We start from the raw sequence: 12,373 nt of genomic DNA, 5'->3' as shown, positions 1-12,373 counted from the left end.
CGTCAGCCGCGGCCCGGCTGACGGCGGTGGTCGGCCGGCTGCAGCACCGTCGGCAGGGCCTTGGGCAGCGTCTGCGGGTAGTCTCGGCTGAAATGCAGGCCGCGGCTTTCGTGACGGGCGTAGGCGCTGTCGACGATCATCGCCGCTACCTCGACCAGATTGCGCAGCTCGAGCAGATCGCGGCTCACGCGGAAGTGCGCGTAGTACTCTGCGATCTCCTCGCGCAGCAGCCGGATCCGATGCTGGGCCCGTTCCAGCCGCTTGCTGGTGCGCACGATGCCGACGTAGTTCCACATCATCCGGCGCAGTTCGTCCCAGTTGTGGGACACCACCACCTCTTCGTCGGCATCGCTGACGCGGCTTTCGTCCCAGGGCGGCAGGGGCAGGTCGGGGCAGTCGGCCCGGTCCTTCGACGCGATGTCGGCCGCCGCCGCCTGGCCGATGACGATGCACTCCAGCAGCGAATTCGAAGCGAGGCGATTGGCGCCGTGCAGCCCGGTGCAACCGGTCTCGCCGACGGCGTACAGGTTGACCACGTCGGTGCGACCGCTGGTGTCGGTCACCACGCCGCCGCAGGTGTAATGCGCGGCAGGCACCACCGGAATGGGCTCGCCGGTGATATCGATGCCCAGCTCCAGGCAGCGCGCGTGGATGGTGGGAAAGTGCTCGCGCAGGAAGGATTCGGGCTGGTGCGAGATGTCCAGGTACACGCAGTCCAGGCCGCGCTTCTTCATCTCGAAGTCGATCGCGCGCGCCACCACGTCGCGCGGCGCCAGTTCCGCCCGTGGATCATGCTCCGGCATGAAGCGGGTGCCGTCCGGCAGGACCAGCCGTCCGCCTTCGCCGCGCACGGCTTCCGAGATCAGGAAGGACTTGGCATAGGGGTGGTACAGACAGGTCGGATGGAACTGGATGAATTCCATGTTGGCGACACGGCAGCCGGCGCGCCAGGCCATCGCGATGCCGTCGCCGGTCGCGGTGTCCGGGTTGGTGGTGTAGAGGTAGACCTTGCCGGCACCGCCTGCTGCGAGCACCGTATGGGTCGCCGTGATGGTCACCACCTTGCCATCCCGATCATCCAGCACGTAGAGACCCAGGCAGCAGTTGCCGTCCACGCCGAGCTTGCGCGAGGTGATCAGGTCGATGGCGAAATGGTCTTCCAGCAGCGTGATGTTGGGATGGCGGCGCACCTGGTCTGCCAGCGTGCTGACCACCGCGTGGCCGGTCGCATCGGCCGCGTGGATGATGCGGCGGTGGCTGTGTCCACCCTCGCGCGTCAGGTGGAAGCCGAGTTCGGCCTGCTCGTCCCGGGTGAAGGGCACGCCCTTGTCGATCAGCCACTGGATCGCCGCGCGGCCGTTCTCGACGATATGGCGCGTTGCCCCTTCATCGCACAGGCCTGCGCCCGCTACCAGCGTGTCCCGGATATGCGCATCATGGCTGTCGGCCGAATCGAGCACGGCGGCAATGCCGCCTTGCGCCCAGTCGCTCGCGCCCTGCGTCATGGCGCGCTTGCTGACGATGACGACACGATGGGTGTCGGCCAGCTGCAGGGCGACCGTCAGGCCGGCCAGCCCGCTGCCGACGATGGCAACGTCGAAATTCATGAGGCGTTCCGGCGGGGGCAGTGCGCCGGCTGGTGCGGATGAAGAATGCAAGTGTACATGGGCGTGGCCCGCGGACGTGTCCCCCGGCTCAACGTGGCGCGAAGAGTCGCGCTTCTCGTGCCCTCGTCAGACGTCATTCCGCACAGGCAACAAAAAACCCCGCCGAGGCGGGGTTTGATGCGTGGCCGAAGCGACTCGGCCGAAACCGGATCGTTACTTGATCTTGGTTTCCTTGTATTCCACATGCTTGCGAGCGACGGGATCGAACTTCATGATCGCCATCTTTTCGGGCATGGTGCGCTTGTTCTTGGTCGTGGTGTAGAAGTGACCGGTACCCGCGGTGGATTCCAGTTTGATCTTGTCGCGTCCGCCTTTGCTGGCCATGGTGTACTCCTAACTCAGACTTCGCCGCGTGCGCGCAGGTCGGCGAGCACGGAGTCGATGCCTTTCTTATCGATCAGGCGCAGACCGGCGTTCGAGACGCGCAGGCTCACCCAGCGGTTTTCCGATTCAACGAAGAAACGACGATTCTGCAGGTTGGGCAGAAAGCGGCGCTTGGTCTTGTTGTTTGCGTGGGAAACGTTGTTGCCGACCATCGGCGCTTTCCCGGTCACTTGACAGACGCGTGCCATGAAGCACTCCTAACTCTTCTATTCGTGGACAATGTTCGCAACAGATCAACAAAAGGCGCGCTGGCCCGGACTGCAGCGGTTGAGACTTCAGCAAAACGGGCATTATAGACCGGAAAGCGCCATCGAATCAATGCTTTCGGTGCGATGCCGCCACAGGCCGTGTCCGTCGGACGCGTTTGTGGCGCCAGCCTCACAACTGGCGGTGCTCGGCCATCGAGTAGGCGCAGTCCCTGCCCACCACGAAGTGATCCAGCACCTGGACATCGATCAGTGCCAGCGCTCTGGATAGCGCCACCGTCAGTTCCACGTCCGCCTGGCTGGGCTCGGGGTTGCCGGATGGATGGTTGTGGGCAAGGATCACCGCGGCGGCGTTGCGGTGCAGCGCCTGCCGGGCCACTTCCCGAGGGAACACCGTGGCTCGGGTCAGCGAGCCGCGAAACAGCTGGTCGGCCGCCAGCAGGCCGTTGCGGGCATCGAGGAACAGGCAGACGAACACTTCGTAGGGCAGATGCGCGACGGTGAGCCGCAGGTAGTCGCGCACCATGCCGGGCGAGCCGAGATTGTGCGGCACCGCCAGCTTTTCCGCCAGCGAGCGGCGCGTCAGCTCGACGATGGCCATCAGCTGGGCCGATTTTGCGTTGCCGACGCCACGTACCGCGGCAAGCTCCTGGGGCGTTGCGGCGAGCAGCCGGCTCAGGGAGCCGAAGCTGGCGAGCAGTTCGCGCGCCAGCTCGACCGCGCTCTTGCCCGGCAGGCCCGTCCTCAGGAACACGGCGAGCAGCTCCGAATCGGACAGCGCGGCCGCGCCCGTGTTCAGCAGCTTTTCGCGCGGACGGTCGTTGATCGGCCATTCGGCGATGGGCCAGTATGCACGGGCGGTGTCTCGGCGGGCTTCCTGTTGCGTGGCGGCCGAGGAATGCGGCAGCGAGGGTGAAAGCGGCCTGGCGAGGGCATCGAAGGGAGAAACGACGGCGGAAACGCAGGCGCTGGCTGGCATGGGTCGGGTCCTCGTCGGTGGCCGGGCCGCGGTCCGGCGGGCCGGGTCCCAGTCGTTTAGAATATCGCCTGTTCACTGGCTGGAAATTCATGACTTCGCAAACTTTTGCGTCGGACAGCGGCAGCGCGGCGCGCAAGACCGTTCAGACCGACTCCTTCCTGACGCTGCACTACCGTCTCTCGCTGGAAAACGGCACCGAGATCGTCAGCACGTTCGACGACAAGCCGGCGACGCTGCTGCTGGGCCAGGGACAGTTCGCGCCCACGCTGGAGCAGGCCCTGCTCGGCATGGGCGAGGGCGAGAGCGCCAGCTATCGTCTCGCGCCCGAGCAGGCCTTCGGTCCGCGCAACCCGGATCTGCTGCAGCGCGTCTCGCTGACCATGCTGCGCGAGAACAGCTCGTTCGAGGAAGACTACAGCCCGGGCGACCTGGTCGAGTTCAACGCCCCCGGCGGTGGCAAGTACGCCGGCGTGCTGAAGGAACTGGGCGAGACCTCGGCCCTGTTCGACTTCAATCATCCGCTGGCCGGGCAGACCATCCTGTTCGACGTGCAGCTGATCGGCATTCTCTGATTGCCCATGTCCGATATCACCACCGCCCCCGAGGCCGAGATCCTGCTGGCGCAGCCGCGCGGCTTCTGCGCGGGCGTCGATCGCGCAATCGAGATCGTCGAGCGCGCGCTCACGCGCTTCGGCGCGCCGATCTACGTGCGCCACGAGATCGTGCACAACGCCTATGTCGTCGCGGACCTGAAGAGCAAGGGCGCGGTCTTCGTGCAGGAACTGGACGAGGTGCCGCCTGGCGCGACCGTCATCTTCAGTGCGCACGGCGTGTCCCGCGAAGTCCGGGCGCGTGCCGAGGCGCTGGGGCTGAACGTGTTCGATGCGACCTGTCCGCTGGTGACCAAGGTGCATGTGGAGGTCGGCAAGATGCGTGCGGAAGGGTGCGAGGTGGTGATGATCGGCCATCGCGGGCATCCCGAAGTCGAGGGCACGATGGGCCAGGCCGATGGCGGCATGCTGCTGGTCGAGTCGGTGGACGACGTCGCCGGCCTGCAGGTGGCCGACCCGGAGCGCCTCGCCTATGTCACGCAGACGACGCTGTCGGTGGACGAGACCCGCGCCATCGTGGCGGCGCTGAAGGCCCGCTTTCCCGCCATCCGCGAGCCGAAGAAGCAGGACATCTGCTACGCGACGCAGAATCGCCAGGACGCCGTCAAGTTCATGGCGCCGCAGGTGGAAGTGGTGATCGTGGTCGGCAGTCCCAACAGCTCGAACTCCAACCGGCTGCGCGAGCTGGCGGAGCGCCTGGGCGTGCCGGCCTATATGGTCGACGCCCCGGAGCAGATCCGGCCGGAGTGGATTGCCGGCAAGCGGCGCATCGGCTTGACCGCCGGGGCGTCGGCGCCCGAGGCGCTGGCGCAGTCGATCGTCGAGCAATTGCGGGCGTTGGGTGCCCGTCAGGTCCGGCCGCTTGGCGGGGTGGAGGAGAACATGTCCTTCCCCCTGCCCAAGGGGCTGCAGGCCAGCGCGAACTGAGCGCGCCTGCCGCCGGCAATGCCGGTGTCGTCCAGAAGAAACGCCCCGCCCGCAGCGGGGCGTTATCTTTTGGCTGTCGCGATGGATGACCAGGTTGGGCAGCCGGGTTTTCGTGATTATTAAGTAACACCTTCAAAACCCGGGTGGATTGCGGTGGAAGTCCAACGGCAAGCTGCCTGTGGCTAATCCCTATGGCAAGGCCCTATGGCGAATTGCGGCGCGCCGGATTAATAGCGAGGCCGAAACTGAATAATCCGGGTTTTCCCTGAATTGGTGCGGCACGTTTCTGTGCTGTTACTAAATTGGTGCAAACGGGAGGTTATGAAGCGCCTGATTAATTAGAGGAAACATACCAATTCCTGCGCTTCCTCGATCGTCATGCGCCAACGCCGGTCCGGACGCCGCCATCCCGCCTGCCTGCGTGGCTGGCGGCGTATTGCGGGGCACCTTGCGCCGCTTCCGCATGATGCCGGGCACACTTCTTGTTATATCCCGCGGTGCGCTGCTCCTGCAGTCGGGAATTGCCTCAATCCCGGCATTGGGGAAATTACCTAGCGCATTTGACGGGTAAAAGGCTCGGGTTGTTGCGTCGCGTATTGCATCGCCAAAAAAAGGGGATACAATTCGCGCGTTTCAAATTGAAACTACAGAAAGCGGTCCAGGGTAACGAACGGGAGGCGTTGCGATACCCTGCCATGTGAATCCTAGGAGATCACTCATGCAAATCACGTTTGCCAGGATCCTGCCGATTGCTGCGGCGGTGGCGCTGGTTACTGCCTGCGGCAAGAAGGAAGAGGCGCCCGCTGACGCCGCTTCCGCGCCGGCCGCAGCCGCGCCGGCCGCCGGTGGCGACGCGCTGGTCGTCAAGATCGGCCACGTCGCTCCGCTGACTGGCGGCATCGCGCACCTCGGCAAGGACAACGAGAACGGCGCCAGGCTGGCCGTCGAGGAGGTCAACAAGGCCGGCCTCGAACTGGGCGGCAAGAAGATCCGTCTGGAACTGGTAGGCGAAGATGACGCCGCCGACCCGAAGACTGGCACCGCGGTCGCGCAGAAGCTGGTCGACAACCGGGTCGTCGCGGTGGTCGGCCACCTGAACTCGGGGGTGTCGATCCCCGCCTCGAAGATCTACAGCGATGCCGGCATCGTCCAGGTGTCGCCCTCGTCGACCAACCCCGACTACACCAAGCAGGGCTTCAAGACCACCTACCGTGTGGTGGCGACCGACGCCCAGCAGGGCCCGGCGCTGGCGAACTATGCCAGCAAGAGCCTGAACGCCAAGAGCGTGGCCATCGTCGACGATGCGACCGCCTACGGCAAGGGCCTGGCCGACGAGTTCGAAAAGACCGCGAAGGCGGCGGGCGTGACCGTGGTGGCGCGCGAGTTCACCAACGACAAGGCGACCGACTTCAAGGCGATCCTGACCAAGATCAAGGGCAAGAAGCCGGACGTGATCATGTACGGCGGCATGGATGCCACCGGCGGTCCGTTCGCCAAGCAGGCCAAGGAACTGGGCATTGCCGCCAAGATCGTCGGCGGCGATGGGGTCTGTACCGACAAGGTGGCCGAGCTGGCCGGCGACGCGGTCGACAACATCATCTGCTCCGAAGCCGGTCTGGCGCTGTCGAAGATGGAGAAGGGCGCGGAGTTCCAGAAGCGCTATCAGGACCGCTTCAATGCGCCGGTGCAGATCTATGCTCCGTTCACCTATGACGCCGTGATGGTCATCGTCGACGCCATGAAGCGCGCCGGCTCCGCAGAGCCTGCCGCGATCCTGGCCGAAATGCCGAAGACCAACTATCAGGGCGTGATCGGCACGATCGCCTTCGACGAGAAGGGCGACATGAAGGAAGGCACCATCACGCTGTACGACTACAAGGACAAGAAGAAGTCCGTGCTCGACGTCGTGAAGATGTAATCCGGACCTATCCGGTCCCCAGAACGGCACCGTCAGATGTTGGAACGGTGCCGTTCTTTTTCAGCCTCGCCATCAAGACGACGCCCTGACCATGGGCGGGCAAGGCAGGCCGCTTACCAGCACATATCTCTTACCAAACCACTCACACACCGTCGTTTGCCTGCGTCTCATCCGGGCGCGGTACGCGGCGGCAGCCAGGAGTATTCATGGATATCCTTATCCAGCAGATCGTGAATGGTCTGGTGCTCGGCAGCATCTATGCGCTGATTGCACTCGGCTACACCATGGTCTACGGCATTCTCGGCATCATCAACTTCGCCCACGGCGATGTGCTGATGATCGGCGCGTTGACCGCGCTCTCGGCCATCCTCGGCCTGCAGGCGCTCGCGCCCGATCTTCCCGAATGGCTGACGCTGGTGATCGCGACGCTGGTCGCGATGCCCGTTTGCGCCATGCTTTCCTATTCGATCGAGAAGGTTGCCTACCGGCCGCTGCGCAATGCGCCCCGCCTGGCACCGCTGATCACCGCGATCGGCGTGTCGATCGTGCTGCAGACCGTGGCGATGATGATCTGGTCGCGCAACCCGCTGACCTTCCCGCAGCTGCTGCCGTCGACCCCGATCGATATCGGTACCACCGGCGCCACCATCACCGGCAAGGAGATGGTGATCATCGGCATGGCCGTGATGGTGATGGCCGGCCTGCTGGCGCTGGTCAATCGGACCAAGCTGGGCCGCGCGATGCGCGCGACCGCCGAGAACCCGCGCGTGGCCGGGCTGATGGGCGTGAACCCGAACTTCGTCATCTCGGCGACCTTCATGATCGGCGCGACGCTGGCCGCGCTGGCCGGCGTGATGATGGCGACCAACTACGGCAACGCGCACTTCTACATGGGCTTCATCCCGGGCCTGAAGGCGTTCACCGCTGCGGTGCTGGGCGGCATCGGCAACCTGGCCGGCGCGATGCTGGGCGGCATGCTGCTCGGGCTGATCGAGGCGCTGGGCGCCGGCTATATCGGCGACCTGACCAACGGCGTGTTCGGCTCGAACTACCAGGACGTGTTTGCCTTCATCGTGCTGATCACCGTGCTGGTGTTCCGTCCGTCCGGCATCATGGGCGAACGCGTCGCGGACCGTGCCTGAGGGAGACAGAACCATGACGACTCCAATTTCCACTCCGGCGCAGGCCGCGCCGCTGACCAAGACGCCGGCCAAGACCATGGTGGCGCTGGTCGCCTTCCTGGTCGTGGGCCTGTGCGCACCGTTCATCGTGCACGCCTTCGGCGGCAACTACTGGGTTCGCGTGCTGGACTTCGCCATGCTGTACATCATGCTGGCGCTGGGCCTGAACATCGTGGTCGGCTTCGCCGGCCTGCTGGACCTGGGATATATCGCCTTCTATGCGGTAGGCGCCTACCTGATGGCGCTGCTGGGCTCGCCGCACCTGGCGAACCAGTTCGAGATCATCGCGCAGCTGTTCCCCAATGGCTTTCATGTCAGCGTCTGGTGGGTCCTGCCGCTCGCCGCGCTGGTGGCGGGTATCTTCGGCATGCTGCTGGGCGCGCCGACGCTGAAGCTGCGTGGCGACTACCTGGCCATCGTGACGCTGGGCTTCGGCGAGATCATCCGCATCTTCATGAACAACCTGGACCGGCCGGTGAACATCACCAACGGCCCGAAGGGCATCACCGCGGTGGATCCGATCCGGCTGTTCGGCTTCGACTTCTCCAAGTCGCACGAGATCATCGGGCTGAAGTTCACGCCGGTGTTCATGTACTACTACCTGCTGGTGGTGCTGGTCGTCATCATCGTGTTCATCTGCCTGAGGCTGCAGAATTCGCGCATCGGCCGTGCCTGGGTGGCGATCCGCGAGGACGAGATCGCGGCCAAGGCGATGGGCATCAACACCCGCAACATCAAGCTGCTGGCCTTCGCCATGGGCGCTTCCTTCGGCGGCGTCTCCGGCGCGGTGTTCGGCGCCTTCCAGGGCTTCGTCTCGCCCGAGTCGTTCACGCTGTGGGAGTCGATCTACGTGCTCGCCATCGTGGTGCTCGGCGGCATGGGGCATATCCCGGGCGTGATCCTGGGCGGCGTGCTGCTGATCGGCTTCCAGGAACTGCTGCGCGTGGTGGCGGAGCCGGCCCAGCAGATGATGTTCGGCCATACCATCGTCGACGCGGAGGTGCTGCGCCAGCTGCTGTTCGGCCTGGCGCTGGTTGGCGTGATGCTGTACCGCCCGGCGGGCCTGTGGCCGTCGCCGCGCAAGGAAGACCGTCCGGTGGTGCGCCGGCCGGGTACCGCGGGCGCGCGTCTGTGAGCGGAGGAATCGACGATATGAGCAACCACGAAATCCTGCTGTCCGTGCAGGGCGTCAACAAGCGCTTCGGCGGCCTGCAGGCGCTGTCCGAAGTGGGGCTTGAAATCCGCAAGGGCGAAATCTACGGTCTGATCGGGCCAAACGGCGCGGGCAAGACCACCTTCTTCAACGTGATCACCGGGCTGTACACGCCGGATTCCGGCGAGTTCCGTCTGGCCGGCACGGCATACCAGCCGACCGCGGTGCACGAAGTGGCCCGCGCCGGCATCGCGCGAACCTTCCAGAACATCCGCCTGTTCGGCGACATGACCGCGCTGGAGAACGTGATGGTGGGCCGCCATGTGCGGACCAAGGCGGGCGTGATCGGCGCGATCCTCCGGCCGGCTTCGGTGCGGCGCGAGGAAGAAGAGGTCGAGGACATGGCGCACGACCTGCTGGAGTACGTCGGCATCGGCAAGTACGCCAACTTCACCGCGCGCAACCTGTCCTACGGCCACCAGCGGCGGCTGGAGATCGCCCGCGCGCTGGCGACCGAGCCCAAGCTGCTGGCGCTGGACGAGCCGGCGGCCGGCATGAACGCCACCGAGAAGGTGGAGCTGCGCGGCCTGCTCGACAAGATCCGCAGCGATGGCAGGACCATCCTGCTGATCGAGCACGACGTGAAGCTGGTGATGGGCCTGTGCAACCGCCTGACCGTGCTGGACTACGGCAAGGTGATCGCGCAGGGCCTGCCGCAGGAAGTTCAGAACAACCCCGCGGTGATCGAGGCCTACCTCGGTACCTCGGCGCACTGAGGGGGAGCCGCACATGACACAGACGCTACTGAAAATCTCGGGCCTGAAGGTCGCCTATGGCGGCATCCAGGCGGTCAAGGGCATCGACCTGGAAATCCAGGACGGCGAACTGGTGACGCTGATCGGCGCCAACGGCGCCGGCAAGACCACCACGATGAAGGCGATCACCGGCCTGCAGGCGTGGGCCGGCGGCGACGTCGAGTATCTGGGCCGCTCGATCAAGGGCGTGCCCAGCTACGAGCTGCTCAAGCAGGGCCTGGCGATGGTGCCGGAAGGCCGCGGCGTGTTCGCGCGCATGACGATCACCGAGAACCTGCTGATGGGCGCCTTCACGCGCAAGGACGAGGCCGGCATCAAGGACGACATCGAGCGCATGTTCGGCATCTTCCCGCGGCTCAAGGAGCGGGCCAATCAGCTGGCCGGCACCATGTCGGGCGGCGAGCAGCAGATGCTGGCAATGGCGCGCGCGCTGATGAGCCAGCCCCGCCTGCTGCTGCTGGACGAGCCGTCGATGGGCCTGTCCCCGATCATGGTGGAGAAGATCTTCGAGGTCGTGCGCGACATCTCGGCGCAGGGCGTGACGGTGCTGCTGGTCGAGCAGAACGCGCGGCTGGCGCTGCAGGCCGCGCACCGCGGCTACGTGATGGAATCGGGTTTGATCACCATGAACGGCAATGCCGCCGACATGCTGGACGATCCGAAGGTGCGGGCAGCCTACCTCGGCGAGTAAGTTCGGGCCGACAGTGCCGGAACAACCAACGCGTCGTTACGGCGAAAGCGGGAATCCGGGGTCTTGCAAAGTCGCTGGGTCCCCGCGTTCGCGGGGACGACGAAGTACTGCCGGAACAACCAACGCGTCGTTCCCGCGAAAGCGGGAATCCAGTGTCTTGGAAAGTCGCTGGGTCCCCGCGTGCGCGGGGACGACGAAGTACTGCCGGAACAACCAATGCGTCGTTCCCGCGAAAGCGGGAATCCAGCGTCTTCGAAAGCCACTGGGTCCCCGCGTGCGCGGGGACGACGAAGTACTGCCGGAACAACCAACGCGTCGTCCCCGCGAAAGCGGGAATCCAGTGTCTTGGAAAGTCGCTGGGTCCCCGCGTTCGGGGGGACGACGAAGTACTGCCGGAACAACCAACGCGTCGTTCCCGCGAAAGCGGGAATCCAGAGTCTTTCGAAAGCCACTGGGTCCCCGCGTTCGCGGGGACGACGACAGCCCGCGGTGCGCAAACACCGCGGGTTTTTTCTTGCCAGTGTGATCAGGCCAGCTTCTTGAGCAGCGTGCGCAGCATGCCGATCATCTGGTCGATCTCCTCCCGCGTGACGTTCAGCGCCGGCATGAAGCGCAGCAGGCTGGGGCGCGGGGCGTTCAGCAGCAGGCCCTGCGGCTGCATGTCGCGCGCTTGCTCGACCAGTTGTGGGCCGATGTCCTTGCCCAGCAGCAGCGCACGCAGCATGCCCTCGCCGCGCTCGCCCGCAAGACCGAACTCGGACGACAGCGCCAGCAGCTGCTCGCGCAGGTAGGCCGACTGCTGGCGCACCTGTTCGAGGAAGCCGGGGGCCACCAGCTGCTCGATCACGGCCGATCCGACCGCGCACATCAGCGGGTTGCCGTTGTAGGTGCCGCCCTGGTCGCCGGCTTCGAAGCTCGCCACCTCGGCCTTGCACAGCAGCGCCGACAGGGGCACGCCGCCGCCGATGCCCTTGCCCAGCGTCATGATGTCCGGCTCCACGCCCGACAGCTCATACGCGAACAGCGTGCCGCAGCGCCCGCACCCCGATTGCACTTCGTCGACGATGAACAGCAGCTTGTGCTTGTCGGCCAGCGCACGCAGGCCCTGCATGAATTCGCGCGTGGCGGGAATCACGCCGCCTTCGCCCTGCACCGGCTCGAGCATGATGCCGACGGTCTTGTCGGTGATCAGCGCCTCGACGGAGGCGAGGTCGTTCAGCGTGGCCTTGGGGAAGCCCGGCACCTGCGGCGCGAAGATGGTGTCCCAGCCGGCCTTGCCCGACGCGCTCATGGTCGCCAGCGTGCGGCCATGGAAGCTGTGGTCCATCGTGATGATCTCGTAGGCGCCGTTCTTGTGCTTGCGCCCCCATTTGCGCGCCAGCTTGATCGCGCCTTCGTTGGCCTCGGCGCCGCTGTTGGCGAAGAAGACCTTGTCGAAGCAGCTATGCTGGGTCAGCAGGCTGGCCAGATGGATCATCGGCTCGTTGTAGAACGCCGGGCTCGGGTTGATCAGCTTGGCTGCCTGCGCGGTGAGGGCGTCGATCATGCCCTGGTTCGAGTGGCCGAGGCAGTTGACCGCCCAGCCCTGCACGAAATCGAGATAGCGCTTGCCCTCATGGTCCGTCAGCCACGAGCCCTTGCCTTCGGTGAAGACCAGCTCGGGCCGGTTGGTGATGTACATCAGCGATTGGACGGGATACTCAGCAAATGCCATGGCGGACTCCAGAGGTCGGCGAGGATGGATGGGCGATCGGGCAAAACAAAAAGCCACGGGGGTTGCCCGTGGCTTGATGACCTGAACAGACGCTGTCGACGGTCAGCCGCGTGGCACCCTGGCGGGA

12 protein-coding genes are annotated in these 12,373 nt (G+C 65.3%); 7 read left to right on the top strand and 5 right to left on the bottom strand.

The genetic code is table 11. The features are described from left to right. Positions 1-2: 2 nt before the first annotated feature. From nadB to radC, 4 genes are all read right to left on the bottom strand, one after another. On the bottom strand, positions 3-1,607 hold the full coding sequence (nadB, locus tag K6V06_RS09670) for an L-aspartate oxidase (protein WP_222242671.1): 1,605 nt from the start codon (positions 1,605-1,607) through the stop codon (positions 3-5). A 213-nt stretch (positions 1,608-1,820) separates the two neighbouring features. Continuing rightward, on the bottom strand, positions 1,821-1,991 hold the full coding sequence (gene rpmG / locus K6V06_RS09665) for a 50S ribosomal protein L33 (protein ID WP_144829977.1): 171 nt from the start codon (positions 1,989-1,991) through the stop codon (positions 1,821-1,823). Positions 1,992-2,005: 14 nt separating this feature from the next. Then, the gene (gene rpmB / locus K6V06_RS09660; protein WP_006575661.1) at positions 2,006-2,239 is read right to left on the bottom strand and encodes a 50S ribosomal protein L28; all 234 of its coding nucleotides are present in this window, start codon (positions 2,237-2,239) and stop codon (positions 2,006-2,008) included. A gap of 190 nt (positions 2,240-2,429) precedes the next feature. Continuing rightward, complete coding sequence (radC, locus tag K6V06_RS09655; RefSeq protein WP_222242669.1) at positions 2,430-3,236, bottom strand: DNA repair protein RadC; 807 nt, start codon at positions 3,234-3,236, stop codon at positions 2,430-2,432. A gap of 89 nt (positions 3,237-3,325) precedes the next feature. Between radC and K6V06_RS09650 the strand changes: the two genes are divergently transcribed. The 7 genes from K6V06_RS09650 (at position 3,326) to K6V06_RS09620 (ending at position 10,532) form a co-directional block, all read left to right on the top strand. Continuing rightward, positions 3,326-3,808: a peptidylprolyl isomerase gene (locus K6V06_RS09650; protein WP_222242667.1), complete on the top strand. Its 483-nt coding sequence runs from the start codon at positions 3,326-3,328 to the stop codon at positions 3,806-3,808. A 6-nt stretch (positions 3,809-3,814) separates the two neighbouring features. Further along, on the top strand, positions 3,815-4,774 hold the full coding sequence (ispH, locus tag K6V06_RS09645; RefSeq protein ID WP_222242665.1) for a 4-hydroxy-3-methylbut-2-enyl diphosphate reductase: 960 nt from the start codon (positions 3,815-3,817) through the stop codon (positions 4,772-4,774). 718 nt (positions 4,775-5,492) lie between these two features. Beyond that, on the top strand, positions 5,493-6,692 hold the full coding sequence (locus tag K6V06_RS09640; RefSeq protein WP_222242663.1) for a branched-chain amino acid ABC transporter substrate-binding protein: 1,200 nt from the start codon (positions 5,493-5,495) through the stop codon (positions 6,690-6,692). 206 nt (positions 6,693-6,898) lie between these two features. Beyond that, positions 6,899-7,834 (top strand): branched-chain amino acid ABC transporter permease, encoded by a 936-nt coding sequence (locus K6V06_RS09635; protein ID WP_222242661.1) that lies wholly within the window; start codon positions 6,899-6,901, stop codon positions 7,832-7,834. A 13-nt stretch (positions 7,835-7,847) separates the two neighbouring features. Further along, positions 7,848-9,008 carry an ABC transporter ATP-binding protein gene (locus K6V06_RS09630; protein ID WP_222242659.1) on the top strand — a complete coding sequence of 387 codons (1,161 nt, stop codon included), beginning with the start codon at positions 7,848-7,850 and terminating at the stop codon, positions 9,006-9,008. A 17-nt stretch (positions 9,009-9,025) separates the two neighbouring features. After that, positions 9,026-9,802: an ABC transporter ATP-binding protein gene (locus tag K6V06_RS09625; RefSeq protein ID WP_222242650.1), complete on the top strand. Its 777-nt coding sequence runs from the start codon at positions 9,026-9,028 to the stop codon at positions 9,800-9,802. Between the two features lie 13 nt (positions 9,803-9,815). Continuing rightward, complete coding sequence (locus K6V06_RS09620) at positions 9,816-10,532, top strand: ABC transporter ATP-binding protein (RefSeq protein ID WP_222242649.1); 717 nt, start codon at positions 9,816-9,818, stop codon at positions 10,530-10,532. Positions 10,533-11,058: 526 nt separating this feature from the next. Here the strand turns inward: K6V06_RS09620 and K6V06_RS09615 are convergent. Beyond that, on the bottom strand, positions 11,059-12,246 hold the full coding sequence (locus K6V06_RS09615) for an acetylornithine transaminase (RefSeq protein WP_222242648.1): 1,188 nt from the start codon (positions 12,244-12,246) through the stop codon (positions 11,059-11,061). Positions 12,247-12,373 lie beyond the last annotated feature (127 nt).

The sequence above is a fragment of the Cupriavidus sp. AU9028 genome, assembly GCF_019795295.1.
GTDB lineage: Bacteria > Pseudomonadota > Gammaproteobacteria > Burkholderiales > Burkholderiaceae > Cupriavidus.
Note: the sequence above shows the minus strand (reverse complement) of the source record. Positions and strands in the feature narration are given on the sequence as shown.

What these genes read in the sequence shown, in the direction of transcription:
- K6V06_RS09640 (WP_222242663.1), top strand. Translation starts at nt 5,493, where the DNA reads ATGCAAATCACGTTTGCCAGGATCCTGCCGATTGCTGCGGCGGTGGCG.
- ispH (WP_222242665.1), top strand. Translation starts at nt 3,815, where the DNA reads ATGTCCGATATCACCACCGCCCCCGAGGCCGAGATCCTGCTGGCGCAG.
- K6V06_RS09615 (WP_222242648.1), bottom strand. Translation starts at nt 12,246, where the DNA reads ATGGCATTTGCTGAGTATCCCGTCCAATCGCTGATGTACATCACCAAC.
- rpmB (WP_006575661.1), bottom strand. Translation starts at nt 2,239, where the DNA reads ATGGCACGCGTCTGTCAAGTGACCGGGAAAGCGCCGATGGTCGGCAAC.
- K6V06_RS09630 (WP_222242659.1), top strand. Translation starts at nt 7,848, where the DNA reads ATGACGACTCCAATTTCCACTCCGGCGCAGGCCGCGCCGCTGACCAAG.
- rpmG (WP_144829977.1), bottom strand. Translation starts at nt 1,991, where the DNA reads ATGGCCAGCAAAGGCGGACGCGACAAGATCAAACTGGAATCCACCGCG.
- K6V06_RS09650 (WP_222242667.1), top strand. Translation starts at nt 3,326, where the DNA reads ATGACTTCGCAAACTTTTGCGTCGGACAGCGGCAGCGCGGCGCGCAAG.
- nadB (WP_222242671.1), bottom strand. Translation starts at nt 1,607, where the DNA reads ATGAATTTCGACGTTGCCATCGTCGGCAGCGGGCTGGCCGGCCTGACG.
- K6V06_RS09620 (WP_222242649.1), top strand. Translation starts at nt 9,816, where the DNA reads ATGACACAGACGCTACTGAAAATCTCGGGCCTGAAGGTCGCCTATGGC.
- K6V06_RS09625 (WP_222242650.1), top strand. Translation starts at nt 9,026, where the DNA reads ATGAGCAACCACGAAATCCTGCTGTCCGTGCAGGGCGTCAACAAGCGC.
- K6V06_RS09635 (WP_222242661.1), top strand. Translation starts at nt 6,899, where the DNA reads ATGGATATCCTTATCCAGCAGATCGTGAATGGTCTGGTGCTCGGCAGC.
- radC (WP_222242669.1), bottom strand. Translation starts at nt 3,236, where the DNA reads ATGCCAGCCAGCGCCTGCGTTTCCGCCGTCGTTTCTCCCTTCGATGCC.